General features: G+C 69.9%; 11 protein-coding genes and 1 pseudogene. 4 read left to right on the top strand and 8 right to left on the bottom strand.

What is annotated here, in order from left to right:
• Positions 1-101: 101 nt before the first annotated feature.
• Both ACZ5ZX_RS29345 and ACZ5ZX_RS29340 read right to left on the bottom strand, forming a co-directional pair.
• The gene (locus ACZ5ZX_RS29345; protein WP_465505210.1) at positions 102-830 is read right to left on the bottom strand and encodes a GntR family transcriptional regulator; all 729 of its coding nucleotides are present in this window, start codon (positions 828-830) and stop codon (positions 102-104) included.
• Positions 831-987: 157 nt separating this feature from the next.
• On the bottom strand, positions 988-2,247 hold the full coding sequence (locus ACZ5ZX_RS29340; RefSeq protein WP_465505209.1) for an HNH endonuclease signature motif containing protein: 1,260 nt from the start codon (positions 2,245-2,247) through the stop codon (positions 988-990).
• A gap of 245 nt (positions 2,248-2,492) precedes the next feature.
• On the opposite strand from ACZ5ZX_RS29340, the pseudogene ACZ5ZX_RS29335 reads away from it, so the two are divergent.
• From ACZ5ZX_RS29335 to ACZ5ZX_RS29320, 4 genes and pseudogenes are all read left to right on the top strand, one after another.
• Positions 2,493-2,961: pseudogene (locus tag ACZ5ZX_RS29335) on the top strand (transposase family protein).
• A gap of 46 nt (positions 2,962-3,007) precedes the next feature.
• Positions 3,008-3,361, top strand: a complete 354-nt coding sequence (locus ACZ5ZX_RS29330) for a RidA family protein (RefSeq protein WP_465505208.1) — start codon at positions 3,008-3,010, stop codon at positions 3,359-3,361.
• A complete protein-coding gene (locus tag ACZ5ZX_RS29325) occupies positions 3,354-3,998 on the top strand; it encodes a helix-turn-helix transcriptional regulator (RefSeq protein WP_465505207.1) in 645 nt (214 codons plus the stop codon). The genes ACZ5ZX_RS29330 and ACZ5ZX_RS29325 overlap by 8 nt, the downstream gene beginning before the upstream one ends.
• On the top strand, positions 3,995-4,960 hold the full coding sequence (locus tag ACZ5ZX_RS29320; RefSeq protein WP_465505206.1) for a pyridoxal-phosphate dependent enzyme: 966 nt from the start codon (positions 3,995-3,997) through the stop codon (positions 4,958-4,960). The genes ACZ5ZX_RS29325 and ACZ5ZX_RS29320 overlap by 4 nt, the downstream gene beginning before the upstream one ends.
• A 4-nt stretch (positions 4,961-4,964) precedes the next feature.
• Here the strand turns inward: ACZ5ZX_RS29320 and ACZ5ZX_RS29315 are convergent, their stop codons facing one another.
• The 6 genes from ACZ5ZX_RS29315 to ACZ5ZX_RS29290 form a co-directional block, all read right to left on the bottom strand.
• A complete protein-coding gene (locus tag ACZ5ZX_RS29315) occupies positions 4,965-5,942 on the bottom strand; it encodes an alpha/beta hydrolase (RefSeq protein ID WP_465505205.1) in 978 nt (325 codons plus the stop codon).
• Between the two features lie 13 nt (positions 5,943-5,955).
• The gene (locus ACZ5ZX_RS29310) at positions 5,956-7,539 is read right to left on the bottom strand and encodes an acyl-CoA carboxylase subunit beta (protein ID WP_465505204.1); all 1,584 of its coding nucleotides are present in this window, start codon (positions 7,537-7,539) and stop codon (positions 5,956-5,958) included.
• On the bottom strand, positions 7,536-14,024 hold the full coding sequence (locus tag ACZ5ZX_RS29305) for an SDR family NAD(P)-dependent oxidoreductase (RefSeq protein WP_465505203.1): 6,489 nt from the start codon (positions 14,022-14,024) through the stop codon (positions 7,536-7,538). The genes ACZ5ZX_RS29310 and ACZ5ZX_RS29305 overlap by 4 nt, the downstream gene beginning before the upstream one ends.
• Complete coding sequence (locus ACZ5ZX_RS29300) at positions 14,021-15,781, bottom strand: fatty acyl-AMP ligase (protein WP_465505202.1); 1,761 nt, start codon at positions 15,779-15,781, stop codon at positions 14,021-14,023. Before ACZ5ZX_RS29300 ends, ACZ5ZX_RS29305 begins: the two co-directional genes overlap by 4 nt.
• 169 nt (positions 15,782-15,950) lie before the next feature.
• Positions 15,951-17,357, bottom strand: coding sequence for an MFS transporter (locus ACZ5ZX_RS29295; protein WP_465505201.1), 1,407 nt, complete (start codon positions 17,355-17,357; stop codon positions 15,951-15,953).
• 230 nt (positions 17,358-17,587) lie between these two features.
• Positions 17,588-17,743 carry an AsnC family transcriptional regulator gene (locus tag ACZ5ZX_RS29290; protein ID WP_465505200.1) on the bottom strand — a complete coding sequence of 52 codons (156 nt, stop codon included), beginning with the start codon at positions 17,741-17,743 and terminating at the stop codon, positions 17,588-17,590.
• Positions 17,744-17,828 lie beyond the last annotated feature (85 nt).

Below are 17,828 nucleotides of genomic sequence, written 5' to 3'. Positions count from 1 at the left end.
CCCCTCCACACCGTGGAGGTTCACCTGTGGTGCGTGTATGCGGGGCTGTGGGGGTGGTTTCGGTTCAAACACGTCCGGCCCCCCCCACGACCCACCGGACCCTAGCGGGATCGGCGTTCGGCCAGCCAGCGCTCCGAGTCGGGAGTGCCCCCGTCGAGCTGATCCACCACCTCGTCCAGGAAACTGCCGTGCCCGTGGGCTGCCAGCGCTTTCAGCACCGCTTCGGGGTCGCCGTCCTCGATGATCGCGAGCAGCTCGCGATGCCGCTCGACGTTCCGCATCAGCGACTCGCCGTCACGGCGGGCACTGCGATTGAGCGCCATGCACAACTGCATCTGCAGGGAGAGGGCGCGATACGCCTCGGTGACACGGTCGTGCCCGGCGAGCGCGACGATCGATTGGTGGAAGTCGTACTTCCGCTGTGTGAAGACACCTTCGTCGCCGTCGAGGCCCGCCTGTTCGAAAGCCGCCAGCGCGTCCCGGCAGGCCTGCAGCCGCTCCGGCGACCGGACCGGGATTCCGATCCTGACGGCGAAGGCCTCGAGTTCCTCGCGAAGGGTGATGATCTCGTAGACGTCGTGGCGGGTCAGGGGACGCACGATGACACCGCGCCGCGGGTGAGGAACGACCAGCCCCTCGAAAGCCAGGATCTGCAGCGCCTCACGCAACGGCGGGCGGGACACCCCGAGCCGCTCGGTGAGCTTGGCCTCGACCAAACGTGTGCCGGGCGGGAGTTCGCCGGAAAGGATCATCGCGCGCAACGCCTGGGTCGCCAGCTCGGCCATACTCGGCGGCGCGACGATCCGGCCGTCGTACTGCGTGGTGGTCATCGAGACTCCCTCCCTTTCTGTATACGGTATATCAGTTCCTCTCCCTGCGTGAGCGGTGGGTGACTTTTCGCTCGGCGAACTTCGATGCTGCCGGTCTGTGGGCATGACGAGGGGCCCGTCGCCGGTGTGGCTGGCGGGCTCCTCGGGTCATGCAGGGTTAAGCGGCGGCGCGGTGGAGGGTGTTGCGCCGGGGTCTTCGTAACGGATCCAAATACTGCGGCGGCCTGAACTCCGGTAGCCCGTCGGCCGCCATCCGGACTTCCCAGTCCCCATGGTGGATCAGCCGGTGATGCAACCCACAGAGCAGGGTGAGATTCCGTAGATCGGTGGGTCCACCGTCGGCCCAGTGATCGATGTGGTGGGCGTGGCAGTGTTTCGGCTGCCGATGACAGCCGGGGAACGCACAGCCCCGGTCCCGGATGTTCAACGCCCGTCGTTGCCCCGGGGTGACGAACCGTCGCAGCCGCCCCATATCGAGAGGTTCCCCGGAAGCGCTCAACACCACCGGCAACATCAAACAATCACAGGCGGCCAGTCGTGCCTCGCGGGCGGTCATCTCACCAACGAAATCCAGACACGCCGTGCCGATCCCAGACTTCAGCTCTTCGAGCCCGATGGTGACGTGCACCAAGGTCCGGTAACCGCTGGTGCCGGGCTGGTCCGGGCACGCGATCGCCAGATCCAGGACCTCGGCGAAGGCGTCGCCTTGCCGTTCGGCTTTCGTGCGAGGGTCGGCCTGGCCGAACTCGTCCACTGGTCGTGGTTTGGCGTAGGCGTCGAGCATGGCGGCGGTGCGGGCACCGAGTTCGTCATCCAGCAACCCCGAGAGTTTCCAGAAGCCGTCCTTGCGGCGCTCCAGGCTGACTTCCCGCGAGGGCTGGGCCGGTTCGGGGTCCTTGGGTTCCTTGCCGTCGGGGTCGAGCCAGCCCAGCAGGTTCTCCTCGGCCTTCCCGAGCTGTTTCGGCCCTGCCTCCCGGGCAAGATCAGCCAGGACCTTCTCCGCATACTCCCGATCCTCCGGGGCTGTATCCGCCGGGATCTTCTTCAAGATCTCCAGGATCTGATCGATCCGATGCTCCCCGATCACACCCTCAGCAGCCGCCGCCGCGGTCGCCGGAGCCAACGCAGGAATCTCCGTGCCATCAAGAGCACGCGTCGGGTTCAACGCGATCGCCCGCCGCACAATCGCACCCGCCTCACCCCGGGTCAACCCCGCCACATCAGCGAGCCACGACGCCGTCGAACCATAGCCATACAAGTCTTTCGGACCACGAGACTCGACCTCCGCCACAAACCGCCCCAACGCAGCCGACGCGATCCGGATCACCAGCAGAGTCTGTCGCACACCATGGGCAAGCTCCAGCCCGCCGGCACGCCACAACTCCTGCGGCAACTCAGGAAGAAAAGTCTCGGACACCCCTCCATAATACCAAACAATGCTCGAACATGTGTTCGTAATTTTAAGCAACAATGAATCGGCACATTGACCACTGCAGGGTGATAGCACCAGATAAAGCAGCTACTGCGAGACATCACATTTAGGGATCCCAACAGAGTGGGCCTTGGGGTGTGACTTGATGCCGCGTCTCGGTGATCGCCTGCGAGGGGTGGCAGCTGCACACACGGGAGGTCGATGACGTTCTACGGGAATAGGTCGAACCGTTGTTGCCGCGGGCTGAGCGCCGATTTCGGTATCCGGGGCGCAAGCGGTTGGATGACCGTAAGGCGTTGTGCGGGATCATGTTCGTGCTCTATACGGCGATCCCGTGAGAGTTCGTGCCGCAGGAGCTGAGTTATGGCTCGGCCATCACGCGCTGGCGCCGGTTGGGGGCCGGAAACCGGTCCCAGTCCGGTCGATCGAGCCCGTATCGGGTCGAAACACCACGTGATCACCGACGGCACCGGCATCCCGCTCGCGGCTACTGTGACCGGCGGAAACCGGCACGATGCCACCCAGCGGATGCCGTTGGTCCACACGACTCCAGCCTTGGCGTTTACCGCTAGGTCGCCGAAGACGCCTTCGCCCTGCCGCACTGACTCCGGCGTCTACGCCTCCGATGGGAGATCCGCGAAGCCTTCCTCACCATCATCTGCGGCGCAGACTCAAAGCCCACTCAATCAAGCCACGTGACAGAGACCACTTGGACTTTTCGTCCAAGACTTATACAGTCGGTCTGGTGACCAACGAGCATCCGTATCCCCCGGCCTTCCGCAGCGGCGACCTGGTTTCCGTGTCCGGGCGGCTCGGGGTGACCGAGACGGGCGAGCTGGCGCCAGGCGGATTCGACGCCGAGTGCCCGCAGGCCTTCGGAAACCTCGACGCCGCACTGCGCTCGGCGGGTGCGAGCCGGGCCGACGTGATGAAGGTCGTCGTCTATCTGACCGACATCGCCGACCGCGACGGCCTCAACCGTGTCTACGAAGAGTTCTTCGCCGAGCCGCGGCCCGCGCGCACCTGTGTCGGCGTGGCTTCCCTGCCCTATGGCGGTGTCGTGGAAGTCGAGGCGCTCGCCCGGGTCCGCGATGTCTGAGCAGGACGCGATCCTCGACGCGCTCGCCCCAGTCGCCGACGGGATCGCGGCGACGCTCGGTTCGTTCTGCGAGGTCGTCGTGCACGACTTCCGCCGTCCGGAGAAGTCGGTGGTGGCGATCGCGGGATCGGTCACCGACCGCAGTGTCGGCGGGTCGATGAGCGAGATCGGCATGGGCCTGCTCGCCCGCGGTGACGAGGCGGAGGACCAGCTGAACTACGTCACCCGCACCGCTTCCGGCAAGCTCGTGAAGTCCTCGACCATGTTGCTGCGCGACAGCGGCGGCTCGGTGTTCGGCGCGCTGTGCGTCAATCTCGACGTCACCGCGCTCGGCCAGCTGCGGACCCTCGTCGGCGAGCTCGCCGACGTCGGCACCACCGCCGAGATGCCGACCACCACCTTCGGCGACGACGTCGACGCGGTGGTGGACGCGATCGTCGACGAACACCAGCTGCGGCTGAACAAACCGTGGGCCGCGCTCAGCCGTGAAGAGCGGCTCGACCTGTTCCGCAGCCTGCACGCGCGCGGCGTCTTCGCCGTCCGGCGGGCGGTGCCGCAGGTCGCGGCCCGCATCGGGATCTCCCGAGCCTCCGCTTACAACTACCTGTCCGAAATCCGTGATCAAGGAGCATCATGACCGCCCCCGTGACCATCGACGACATCCGCGACGCCGCCGCTCGCCTGGCCGGAGTCGCACACCGGACCCCGGTCGTGCGCTCCCGCACCCTCGACGACCTCGTCGGCGCCGAGGTCCTGATCAAATGCGAGAACCTCCAGCGCGTCGGCGCCTTCAAGTTCCGTGGCGCGTACAACGCCGCTTCCCGGCTCTCGCCGGAGCAGCTGGCCAAGGGCATCGCCGCCTACTCCTCGGGCAACCACGCCCAGGCCGTCGCGCTCGCGGCGCGGGAACTCGGGAGCAGCGCGGTCATCCTGATCCCGGAGGACACTCCGCAGTCCAAAAAGGACGCCACCGCTGGCTACGGTGCCGAGATCGTCACCTACGACCGGTACACCGGCGACCGCGAAGCGATCGGCGAGGCTTTGGCCGCCGATCGAGGCCTCGCGCTCATCCCGCCGTACGAACACCCGCACGTGATCGCCGGACAGGGCACCGCGGCGCTGGAACTGCTGGAGGACACCGGTTCCCTCGACACGCTGATCGTCCCGGTCGGCGGCGGTGGTCTCATCGCGGGCAGCTCGACCGCCGCGAAAGCCGTGCAGCCCGGGATCCGCGTCGTCGGTGTCGAACCCGCAGAGGGTGACGACACCAAACGTTCGCTGGAGGCGGGCGAACGCGTCTCGATCCCGGTCCCCCGGACGATCGCCGACGGCCAGGCCGCTTCCGTGCCCGGCGAACTGACCTTCTCGATCAACCGGAAGCTCGTCGACGACATCGCGCTGGTCACCGACGACGCCGTCCGGGACGCGATGCGGTTCGCGTTCGAACGCCTCAAGCTCGTCATCGAGCCGAGCGGTGCGACCGGTCTGGCCGCGCTGCTCAGCGGCGCGGTTTCCGTTTCCGGCCGGGTCGGGGTGATCATCAGCGGCGGAAACGTCAGCCCGGAACGCTTCGCGGAACTCATCACCACCCGCGTTTAGCCCGCTAAATGCCGAGTGCGCCGGCCAGCACCGGCCACGAGTTGCGCAAAGCTCGCTGCCAGTACGGCCAGCTGTGCGTGCCGGGCCCGTAGTAGTCGATGGTCACCGGGATTCCCTTGAGCTTCAGCCGATCCGTGAAGCTCACCGAGGTGCCCAGTGCCGAAGGTTCGAAGATGTCGGACTGACCGGGCGGATCGAGTGGCCCGGTCTGGCCGTTGCCGCAGGAGATGTAGAGCGCGGTGCCGCGCAGGTCGTCGATGTGGTCGTAGGGGTTGTTCGCCGACCAGAGCGGCCTCATCCCCCAGCTGTCACCCCAGAGTTCGAGGTAGTTGAAGACCCCCGCGCGGGCCAGGATCCCTTGGATGAACAGCGGGGTTCCCTGATAAAGCGTGTTCGGGACACCGCTGTAGGACGCGGCCGCGCCGAACATCCCTTTGTGCTTGTACGCGTAGGCGAGGGCACCGTACCCGCCGATCGACAATCCGGCGATCGCCCGGCGGGTCCCGGCGCGATATCCGCGTTCGACGATCTGCCGCACCTCCAGGGTGTGGAAGGTGTCCCAGTCCGGAGTGCTCTTGAGGCCGAAGTTCCACCACTTCGTGTACATCCCGGCCGGTCCGCCGGTCGGCATCACGATGAGGGCGTCCTTGTCCGCGGTGAACGCCTTGACGTCGGTGAACTGGTCCCACGAGCGGTAGTCGACCGGTTCACAGCAGCCGTGCAGCAGGTACAGCGTCGGCCAGGTCCGCGTCGGTTGCGCGGCCCAGCCTGCCGGGACCAGCAGGCGGACCATGCCGGTGGTGCCGAGCGCGGGCGAGCTGATCTTGAGGTCGAGTGTGCGCGCGTCCAGCCAGGTCTCCTCGACGACCTTCGCGCCGTTGTCGGCGGTGGCCGTCGTGGGAGCGGCGCTCGCCGGGATCGACGTCCCGAGCAGAGCGACCATCGACAACACCAGCAGACCCCACCGCCGCGTTCGGTTCATCAGTTCTCCTTGGTCACAACGGGATGTTTCCGTGCTTCTTGGCCGGGAGGGTCTGCCGTTTGGTCCTCAGCGCGTGCAACGCCCTCGCCACCTGAAGGCGGGTCTGCGACGGCGCGATGACCTGGTCGACGTAACCTCGTTCCGCGGCCACATAAGGGTTCGAATGCCGTTTGCGGTACGCCTCGGTGAGCCGTATCCGTTCGGCGGACCGCAGTTCCGGCGGCATCGCGGCCAGTTCGCGCCGGTGCAGGACCCGCACCGCGCCCTCGGCGCCCATCACCGCGATCTCCGCGGTGGGCCACGCCAGGTTGACGTCCGCGCCGAGATGCTTGGAGCCCATCACCGCGTAGCCACCGCCGTAGGCCTTGCGGATCACCACGGTCACCTTCGGCACGGTCGCCTCGGCGTAGGCGTAGATCAGCTTCGCGCCGCGCCGGATGATCCCGTGCCGCTCCTGCTCCGCGCCAGGAAGGTAACCGGGGACGTCGGCGAGAGTGAGCAGCGGGATGTTGAAGGCGTCGCAGAACCGCACGAACCGCGCCGCCTTCTCCGAGGCGTCGATGTCGATCACGCCCGCCTGATACCGCGGCTGGTTGGCCACGACACCGACCGTGCGGCCCCGCACCCGGCCGAACGCGCAGAGCATGTTGGGCGCGAAGCCGCCGTGCACCTCGGTGAACTCGCCGTCGTCGACCAGGCGGACGATCACCTCGGTCATGTCGTAGGCCTGGTTCAGCGAATCGGGCACCAGCCGGTCGAGTTCGAGATCGGCGGCGGTCAGCTCGGGCTCGGTCTCGTCGGCGTACTCCGGGCCGGGGTCGAGGTTGTTGGACGGCAGATAGCCGAGCAGGGTCTGCACCCAGTCGATCGCGTCCTGTTCGTCGGTGGCCCGGTAGTGGGCGTTCCCGGAGACTTCGCTGTTCACCGTGGCACCGCCGAGTTCCTGCGCGGTGACGCGTTCGCCGCTGACGGCGTTGACGACGTCCGGCCCGGTGACGAACATATGCGCGGTCTCCTCGACCATCACGGTGAAGTCGGTGATCGCCGGCGAGTAGACCGCGCCCCCGGCACAGGGGCCCATGATCAGCGAGAGCTGCGGGATGACCCCGGACGCCAGCGCGTTGCGCCTGCCGAGTTCGGCGTAGTACGCCAGCGAGACGACACCTTCCTGGATCCGGGCGCCGCCGGAGTCGTTGATCCCGACGATCGGGCAGCCCAGCGTCATCGCCAGATCCATCACCTTGAGGACCTTCTCGCCGAAGACCTCGCCCATGCTGCCGCCGAATACGGTGAAGTCCTGCGAGAACACGCAGATGCGCCTGCCGTCGACGGTGCCGTGCCCGGTCACCACGCCGTCGCCGTAGGGCCGGTTGGCGTCCATCCCGAACTCGGTGCACCGGTGCCGGGCGAACTGGTCGAGTTCGACGAAGGAACCCGGGTCCAGCAACAGATCGACGCGTTCACGCGCGGTCAGCTTGCCTTTGGCGTGCTGCCGGTCGACAGCCCGCTTCTCCGCGATCCGGACGGCCTCGTCCTGACGGGCGGCCAGATCGGCGATCCGGAACGCCGTCGTCGGAGTCAAGGGGACGTCGGTCATGGCCTCGACGCCCTCGGTGCCGCGAGCCGGTTCGTGAGCGCCGTGGCGACCACCTCGACGTGCGGCGGGTCGATCATCGACAGGTGATCGCCCGGGATCCGCACGACCTCGAGGTCGGTGCAGAAGGCGTCCCAGCCGAGGGTGTCGTCGGTGCGCAGGTAGCGCGGGTCGAGGGTGGTGGTCAGCGGATGCGGCTCCTGCGCGCGCAGGAGCAGCACCGGTCCGGCATACGGCTCCGGGGAGTACCGTTCGGCCACCCGCGCGTCCACATAGGACTCGTACTGGTGCCGCAGCACACCCTGTCCCATTCCGGGCACCTGCGCGGCCAGTTTGCTGATCACCAGCCGGATCTGGTCGTCCTCGCCGAGCTGGACTAGGTCCTCGCGCGGGAGGTCCAGCGGGACGCCGTAGGTCCGTTCGACGTGCTCGGCGAACCGGTCGAAGCGGTCCAGCAGGATCTCGTGCGCCGGTTTCCCCGGGGCGGGCAACGGCAGGATGCTGTCGATCATGAAGACGACCTCGACCCGCTCCCCCGCCGCGGTCAGCCGCCGGGCCGTCTCGTAGGCGAGGCAGCCGCCGAACGACCAGCCGCCGAGCCGGTACGGCCCCCGTGGCTGGATTTCCCGGATCAGCTCGAAATAGCAGTCGGCCTTTCCCTCGACGGTGTCCTCGTCGTCGATCCGTTCGAGCCCGTAGACGCTCCAGCCTTCCGGCAGGAGGCGCACGAGTCCCTCGTACACGCTCGTCGGGCCGCCCGCCGGGTGGAACAGGAACACCGGCGCCCCGCCGCCTTCACGCAACGGCCGGACCGGGCAGTCCCCGCGTCCCTCGATTCCGGCGCGCAGCAGATCGGCCATCGCGGCGATCGTCGGAGTGGCGAAGAGCCGGTCGGCGCCGGGGACCGAGCCGAGCTGACCGGCGAACGCCGACCGTAACCGCTCCGCGCCTTCCGCGTCCCCGCCAACGGCGAAGAAGTCGTCGTGGACACCGGGTTCCGCGCCGCCCAGTTCCGCTTGCCAGTGCCGGGCGACCCAACGCTCGGCCGGATCGCGTGGTCCGACCTTGACGGCCGGGACGGCGGCTCGCGGGCCGCTCGCGCCGAATCCGGCCTGCTCGGCGAGGTGATCGGCGAGTTCGCCGAGGCTGGCGCCGCGCAACAGCAGCGGAATCGGCAGTGGCAGGCCGAAGTCACGTTCCACGACACCTCTGGCGCGCATGGCGGTGAGGGAGTCCAGGCCGAGCCGGGTGAGCGAGGCGTGCCTGTCGATCTCGTCCGCGGCGAGCCCGAGCATGCCGGCGACGAGCCCGGCAAGGTAGTCGGCCAGCATCTCGCGGGCCGCGTCGGGCAGGACCGCACGCAGTGCGTCCAATCCGTCCCAAGTGGACGGTGCCGCCTCGGGTCCCTCCCCCGGTACCAGCATTCCGAAGAACGGTCGTTCGGTCAGCCGGGGGAACAGGGCCAGCACGGTTCCGGCGTCGACACGGGCGATCCCGGTCGTGACGCGGTCCCGGGTCAGCACGGCGTCCAGCGCCGCCAGCGCCTCGTCCGTACCGAGCGGTTCGAGCACCGGGTTGCGGCTGCCGACGGCCGCGCCCGCCTCGCCCCAGGCTCCCCAGCCGATGGTCGCCGCCGGTAGGCCGGCGGCCCGGCGCCACGCGACGAGCGCGTCCACCCAGGCGTTCGCGGTGGCGTAGGCGGTCTGGCCGGGCGAGCCGAACAACGCGGCCGCCGACGAGTACGCCAGCCACCAGTCGAGGTCGTGTCCGGCGGTCGCTTCGTGCAATCGCCACGCTCCCAGCGCCTTTGCCCGCCAGGCCTTCTCGACCGCTTCGGTGCCGACAGCACTTGCGGCGCCGTCGGCCAGCACACCGGCCGCGTGCAGAACCCCGCGTAACGGCACACCGCCTTCCGTGGCCGCCGCGACCAGTGCCTCCGCCGTCCCGGGCTCGGCGATGTCGCCCGTCACCACGTGGACGTCGGCGCCGAGGTCGCGCAGTGCCGCCAGCGCGGGTTCGGTGTCCGGGCCCGCGCCGCGACGTCCGGAAAGGACGAGCCTGGTCGCACCGCGTCCGGCGAGCCAGTCCGCCGCGACCAGACCGAGGCCGCCGAGTCCCCCTGTGATCACGTAAGCGCCTTCGCGCACAACGGTTTCGCGGGCGGGTTCACCCAGCGGCGGACGGCCGAGCACCCGGGTGTACCGGATGCCTTCGCGCCACGCGACCTCGTCGTCCGGCGCGTCCGCCCGGATCTCCGCAACCAGCCTGCCGATCCACAGCAGGGCGGGATCCGGTTCGGCGTCGAAATCGATTTGGCTCGCGCGCAGTTCGGGATGTTCGAAGGCGAGGACCCGGATCAACCCGCGCAGGCAGGCCTGGCCGGGGTCGCCGCTCTCACCGGGTTCGACGGCCGACGCGCCCGCGCTGACCAGCCACAATCGTGGGGGCGTGGCGTTTTCGGCCAGTTCGGCGACGACGGCGGAGAGGGTGGCGATCCGCTGACCGGCCCGCATCGGGTCGGGCTCACCCGTCGTGGCGACACATACGAGCACGCCGGTCACCTCGTGGGATCGCAGCAGTTCCGCCAGCGCCGCCCGGTCGCCGAGCGGGGCCATCGCCGGCTCGTCCCCGCCTTCGGTGAGCCGGTCGCGCAACGACGTCAGCCATGGCGCGCCTCGGTGTTCGTCGTCGTGCAGCACGACCCAGCGGTGTTCGCCCGCTTCGGCCGTGGGCAGCTCGGCCTGCCTCCAGACGGTTTCGAACAACAGGTCCGCCATCGGTACCGGCAGGGCCGAACGCTGGAACCGGCGGCAGTAGACCTCGCGGAACTCGACGAGGACGACGTCGTCGGCGTCGACCAGCTGGACACCGCCGACCAGGCCGTCACCGGCCGGATCGAGCGAATCGAGCAGGGCGTCGACCCGGACACCGCGGCGGGGATCACCGGCCAGGACGATCTCGCCCACGGTCAGCGGCAGGAAAACGCCGTCGGCTTCGCGCAGCGCGTCCCCGCCCGCCGCGGCGAGCGCGTGCAGGCAAGCGTCGGCGATCACCGGGTGCAGGACATACGCCGGATGGTCAGTGGGCAAGGTGATCGACGCCGAGGCGCGGCCGGGCGCGGCCATGACCGCGTGCAGCCCGCGGAAAGCCGGACCGTAGCTCTGTCCCATCTTGGCCAGCGCCGGGTAGAGGTCGACCGGCCGGGCGTCCCCGCCGACAGCGCCGAACGGCACCACCGTGGTGTCCCCGTCGCGGACTCGCGCGGTGGCGTGCCGGATCCAGCCGCCATGCGCCGACCGCGCGTAGATGTCCACTTCGGATGGTCCGGAACCGGTGCTGAGGCTGGTCGTGACCTCGGTGTGCGCGGCGAGCGGGAGCACCCGGTGCAGTTCGAGAGCGCCGACGCGCAGTTGCCTGCCGGGTCGCAGCGCGGCTTTGGCCGCCGCGAGCGCCAGTTCCAGGAAACCGGCGGCGGGGAACAGCGGGACCCCCATCGCCGCGTGGTCGGCCAGCCACGGCAGCACCGCGGTCCCGACATCCGCGCGCCACAGGTGGCCGCCGCCGGTCGGCTGTTCGATGTGGACGCCCAGCAACGGATGCGCGCCACCGGTTCCGGACGCCGCGACCGAGCGGCGCGGCCAGAACCGTTCATGCCGCCAGCGGGGGCCGGGCAGGGCGACCGGGACCGGACGGGGACCGCGCGCGTCGAGCACGCCGGGCACCCCGAGGGTGTGGAGCCGGGCGAGCGTGGTGAGGAACGCCGTCCGTTCGTCGATCTTGCGGCTCGCCGACGGCAGCGCGAGCGCGCCGGTGCTCTGCTCGATCGCGGCCAGCGCCACCGGATGCGGGGAGATCTCGACGAAGACGCCGTATCCCTCGGCGGTCGCCGCCGCCAGTGCCTGGCTGAACCGCACCGGACGGCGCAGGTTGGCCGCCCAGTACTCGACGTCGAACGCCGGTGTCCGCTGTGGATCGGTGAGAACACTGCTGTAGCAAGGGATTTCGGCCGGTTTCGGGATGAGACCGCCGAGGTCGGCACGGAACCGGCCGAGGACGGCGTCGACGGCTTCCGAATGACCGGCACCCCCGACAGGCAGCCTTCTGGCCAGCCTCCCGAGGCTCTCGACGTGCGAGACCAGCGCCTCGACCTGATCCGCGGCCCCGCTGACGGTGCACTGGACCGGGGAGGCGTAGACCGCGACGGTGATCCCGGGGAACTCCGCTTCCAGGTCGGCCAGTTCGGCAGGCGAGAGTTCGACGACGGCCATCGCGCCGTCTCCGGTCGCGTCGACCTCGGCGAGCAACCGCGCCCGCGTGGCCATCACCCGCAGCCCGTCCGCGACGTCCAGCGCCCCCGCGACGACGGCGGCCGCGACCTCGCCCATCGAATGCCCCAGCACCGCCGCCGGGACGACACCGTGCGCACGCCAGAGCCCGGCCAGTGCGAGCTGCATACCGAACAACGCGAGCTGCGTCGCGCCGAGATCCGGCGGTTCGTGCTCGCCGGAAAGCACCTCACGCAGGGAGAAACCGGCTCCGGCCATGAACACCGGATCGAGTGTCTCGACCTCCGCGCGGAACGCGGGTTCGGTGCGCAGCAGGAGGCGGCCCATCCCCGGCCACTGGGAGCCGTAGCCGGAGAAGACGAACACGACACCGGGTACGTGCCCGGCCGCATCGGTGACGACGTCGCCGCCCTCGCGTCCGGCCGCCATTTCCCGCAGCGCGGCGGCGATCCGGTCGCGCTTCTCGGCGATCACCGCGCCCCGGACCGGCAGGTGATCCCGGCCCCGCGCCAGCGTCGCGGCGACGGCGTCCAGCGGCACCGCGCGATGGGCGGGGTCGTCGAGCCAGTCCGCCAGATCGGCGGCCCGCGCCCGGAGCACTTCAGGCGACTTGGCCGACAGCGCGAACACCTGCGGGCCTTCGGTTTCCTTCCCAAGAGCAGGGAACGACGCCGCGGGCCACTCTTCGAGTACGACGTGGGCGTTGGTCCCGCCGAAGCCGAACGCGGAGATCCCGGCCCGCGCGACGCCGGAGTAGCGCGGCCAGTCCGTCGCCGTGCCGACCACGCGCAGGCCGAGGCCGGGGAAGTCGATGTGCGGGCTGGGCTCGTGGTGATGCGGGGTCGGCGGCAGCCGCCGGTGGACCATCGCGAGGACGACCTTGATCAGCCCGGCGATACCCGCCGCGCCTTCGAGATGACCCAGGTTTCCCTTCACCGAACCGATCAGCAGGGGGCGGGCCGGTTCGCGGCCGGCTCCGAGCACCTCGCCGAGCGCACTCGCCTCGATCGGATCCCCCAGCGCGGTGCCGGTCCCGTGTGCTTCCACGTAGTCCACAGAGGACGGTTCCACCCCCGCCGCCGCGTACGCGTGACGCAGCAGCGCGGCCTGCGCGGCCGGGCTGGGGGCCACGAGGCCGTTGGACCGGCCGTCGGAGTTCACCGCGCTGCCGCGGATCACCGCCAGCACGCGGTCCCCCGCGCGGCGCGCGGCCTTGAGCGGTTTGAGCACGACCACACCGCAGCCCTCGCCGCGCGCGATCCCGTCGGCGGCGGCGTCGAACGGTTTGCAGTGGCCGTCGGGAGCCAGCACCCCGGCCCGGTGGAAGGTCGCGGTGACGGCGGGCGAAAGCATCAGGTTCACCCCGGCGGCCAGCGCCGTCGCGCATTCGCCGTGGCGCAGGCTCTGCACCGCCTGGTGCACCGCCACCAGCGAAGACGAGCAGGCGGTGTCGAGGGTGAGGCTGGGGCCGCGCAGGTCGAACAGGTACGAGAGCCGGTTGGCGGCGATACTCGTCGCCGCGCCGGTGGCGGACCACACGTCGACGGCGGCGGGGTCGGACATGGTCAGGTGTCCGTACTCGCCCGCCGAAAGCCCGACGAACACGCCTGTCCGGCTTCCCCGCAGGGTGGAGGGCGGAATCCCGGCGTCTTCCAGCGCGGCCCAAGCGACTTCGAGCAACATCCGTTGCTGAGGGTCCATCGTTTCGGCCTCCCCCGGCGTGATGCCGAAGAACTCGGCGTCGAAACCGGCGACGTCACCGAGGAAACCGCCGCGGCCGGGCAGCCAGTCGAGGTCGGCGCCGAACGCCTCCCAGCGACCCTCCGGGAGGTCGCGGATGCCGTCGCTTCCGGCGTCCAGGAGACGCCAGTACCGGTCTGCGGACTCGGCCCCGCCCGGCAGACGGCAGCCGACCCCGACGATCGCGATCGGTTCCCCTTCATGGCCTTCCGCCCCCGTGGCGTCGCCACGTTCCACTGTGGACAGATGCTCGGCGAGGGCGTTGATCGTCGGGCACTGCCACACCAGGGTCGGCGCCAGCGGACGATCGAGGTACCGGCCCAGATCCGCGGCCAGCTCCATCGACTCCCGTGAGGAAAGCCCGCTTTCGTGCAGCGGACGGTCCGGATCGACCTGGTCCGCCGTCAGTCCGGTCCGTTCCGCCACCCGCGCGATCAGCCAGTCCCGGATCCTCGGGGTCATCCGAGCCGCCGTGCGGTCAGCGCACCATCCACATAGGACTTCCGGCACAGTACCCTGCTGATCTTGCCACTGGAGGTGCGCGGAACCTCGCCCGGTTCGAGCACGACGACGTCGTGGGGGCGCAGGCCGTGCGCGGCCGAGACCGCTCTCCGGATCTCCGCGGTCACCACGGCGACGTCGGCCTCGACGCCCTTGGCCCGTTCCAGCACGACGACCGCTGCCTCGCCGTCTTCGTGCTCGATCGCGAAGGCCGCCGCGGAATGCGGCCGGACCGCGGGATGCGTCTCCACCGTCTGCTCGATGTCCTGCGGATAGTGGTTGCGGCCGTCGACGACGACGAGGTCCTTCACCCTTCCGGTCACGAACAGCTCGCCGTCGTAGCGCACGCCGAGGTCACCGGTCGCCAGCCAGCCCGTGCCGGTGTCCGGATCGACCGGCGGCAGGCCGAACACGGCGGCCGAGGCGCCGGGCCGCCCCCAGTAGCCCACGCCGACGTTCGGGCCCTTCACCTGGATCTCGCCGACTTCGCCGGGCCTCGCCATGGCCCCGGAGACCGGGTCGGCGATACGGATCCGCTGGCCGGCGGGAAGTCCGCAGGAGACGAGCGTGGTGGACGCCGCGCCGGGTCCGGCGGGCATCGCGAATCCGGCGGCGAGCCGGTCGCGGTCGAAGGTGACCTGGCGTGGTGCCTTGCCCGCCTCGGTGACGGAGACGAGCACGGTGGCCTCGGCCAGACCGTAGGACGAGCGGTGGACCTCGGGCCGCAGGCCGCAGTCCACGAAGGCGTCGTGGAATTTCGCGATGGTCGAGGGCAGGACGGGCTCGCTTCCGTTGATCAGCGAGACGACCCGGCTCAGTTCGAGGTAGCTCTTCTCCGCCTCGGTCACGCGGGAAGCGGCGTAGGCGTAAGCGAAGTTCGGAGCCGCGCTGATCGCGCCAGGGCTGGCCGTGAGTGCGTGCAGCCATCGTGACGGGCGTTCGAGGAACGCGAGCGGATCCATCAGCACCGAGGCCGCGCCCGCCGCCATCGGTGCGCCGATGCCGAGGATCAAGCCCATGTCGTGGAAGAGCGGCAGCCAGCTGACGGTGGACGTCGCGCGGGTTTCGACCCCGTAGGAGTCGCAGGCCTGGCGGGCGTTGGTGAGCGCGTTGCGGTGGGTCAGCATCACTCCCGCCGGGCTCCGGGTGGAACCGGACGTGTACTGCAGATACGCCAGTCCGTCCGGTTCCGGTCGCGGCCAGGAACGCTCACCGGCCGCGACCGGAGAAGGGGTGTCGACGGCGAGCACGGCGGGCCGCTCGATCTCCGTCGAGGTGAGGAAGCCGCAGACGCCGTCGATCGCGTCGGCGGTCGTGAGGACGACCCGCGGTGCGCAGTCGGCGAGCACGGCCGCCAGCCTGCCCGCGTGTCCGGGCAGGTCCGGGGCGAACAACGGGACTGCGACCAGCCCGGCCCGGATCGCGCCGAGGAAGGCCACGACGTAGTCGGCGGACTGCCGGGCCAGGATCGCCGCCCGCTCCCCTGGCACGGCGAAGTCGGCCAGCCGCGTGGCGAGGACGCCGACCCGGTCGTCGAGTTCGCGCCAGGACAAGGTCACGGCCCTGCCGTCCGCGCCGGCACGATGGTCGAGGTAGGTCACGGCGACCTCGTCACCGAGCCGCCGGGCCCAGTACTCCAGCAGGGTCGCGAACGACTCCCCGGCGAGTTCGTCGTCCCGCCCGTGGGCGACGACGACCGTTTCCGAAATGGTTTCCATGGCCCCTCGTTTGACGACGTGAGCAGGAGCGGGTGAATTCGGAACGGCACCGTTGCCGAAAGCGGATTCCATTCCGGAGACCGTTCTTTATCCGCGCCGAACTGTATGGATCAGGCGGGAACAGTGTCAATGAAGTGACCGTGAAACGCTGACGGTGATGCGGCCATGCTCACCGGGGCGCGAGAAACGGGTCACCACGCTTGTCACTTCGGGACGGATTTCGGCCCGCGCGCTCTTTCAGCAGCCTGAACGCGAGCAGCGCGCCGGCGAGTTCCAGTGCCGCCGCGGTCAGCAGGCCCGCCGTGTAGCCGCCCGCCAAGGCAGGCGCGGCACCTTCGCCGAGGCGCGCCGTGCGCACCACGGCCAGTACCGTCCCGATCAGCGCGACCCCCAGCGCGCTCGACAGCTCGCGGGACGCGGTGAGCAGGCCGGAGGCGGTGCCCGAGTGCCGCTCCGCCACGATCTCCAGCGCGTACGAGGTCAGCGGCGTGGTCAACGCCGATCCGGCACCGATCAGCACCAGCCCGGGAATCCTCGGAAGCACCTCCGGGACATGGTTGACCGCGGCGAGTGCGAGCAGCCCGATGGCGACCGTGGCCAGTCCCGCCGCGACCGTCCGATGTGGACCGAACCGCGGCACCGCCCAGGGAACCAGCGGTGTCGCCGCGACGACCGCGACCGCCACCACGACCAGCGGCAGCCCGGCGAGCACCGGTCCGAGGCCCAGGAACTCCTGATGCAGCAACGGCGTGAAGAAGAAGACGCCGGAGACCCCCAATCCCCACAGCATTTGCACGCCGAGCGCGCCGGTGAAGACCCGCTGCCCGGTCAGCGCCGCGGGAACCAGCCGCTCACGCGCGCGTTTCTCCCGCAGCACGAACCAGATCGCGAACGTGGTGCCCGCGGCGCCGAACGCCACGGGCGCCAGCACGTCACCCTCACCCAGTCGCACCACGGCGGCGGTGATCAGGACCATGCCGGTGGTCACCACCAGCATCGAGAGTACGGCGGGCCGCTTCGCCGCCGGATCGCGGCCGGCGGTGGCGACCTTGCGGCACAACACCAGCATCGCCGTCACGAAGGGAAGGTTGACGAAGAAGATCCAGCCCCAGCCCAGGTACTCGCTCAGTACACCGCCGAGGGTCGGGCCGAGCGCCAACGCGACCGCGAGGCAGGCCGTCCACACCGTCGCGCCGACCGCACGCCCTCGCGCGTCGAGATTGGTGCGAAGCAGGCTCAGCAGGGCCGGTACCAGGAACGCCGCTGCGGCACCCTGCACCGCCCGTGCGGCGATGACCAGCCACGTCGTCGTGGCCGATCCGCCCACGGCCGCTCCGGCGCCGAACGCGAGCAGCCCGGCCCGCAGGGTCGCGGCCTGCCCCCAGCGGTCCACCAGTGTGCCCGCCACCGGCAGCAGGCCGGCGAACGGGAGCATGTACCCGATGCTCACCCATTGCAGAGCGGGCAGGCCGAGCCCGAGGTCACGCGCGATCGAGGGCGCGCCCGCCGCGACGATCGTGTTGTCGAGGGTGGTGACGAACGCCCCGAGCGCGATCATGACCAGCGTCGGATTCATTGGTCACCTCGTGAGTGGTAATGACGGTCGGAACCCCGTCATTACCACTCACGAGACCGGAAAAGGCGAGCCCGCGAATACCGCGCGCGAAATCCGTACTCGAGTGACAATTTCCGGCGGGCGAACCTTCACGCGCGGTCGTCGTCGGTACAGCGGGTCGTGAGTGGCGATTCGGGTTAGAACACGAATCGCCACTCACGACCAACCCAGCCCACCCCGTACCGGCTGTCTCAAAGCCAGCCTTGACGGGACGCCTGCGCTCCCAGCTGGAATCGCGTCCGCGCCCCCAGCAACTGCTGCAGACGGCTGATCCGCCGGAGCACCGTGCGTTCGCTGACGCCCAGTTCGCGGGCGATCGCCTCGTCGGTCAGTCCCCCGCTCAGCAAGGCAAGCAGCCGTCGACTGGCGAGGGTCGGCTCTTGCGCCGCTTCCGCGTCGTCAGGCCCGCCCGCGCGGCCTTGACCGCGGGTG

It is taken from the genome of Amycolatopsis sp. NPDC033938, assembly GCF_055575975.1.
Note: the sequence above shows the minus strand (reverse complement) of the source record. Positions and strands in the feature narration are given on the sequence as shown.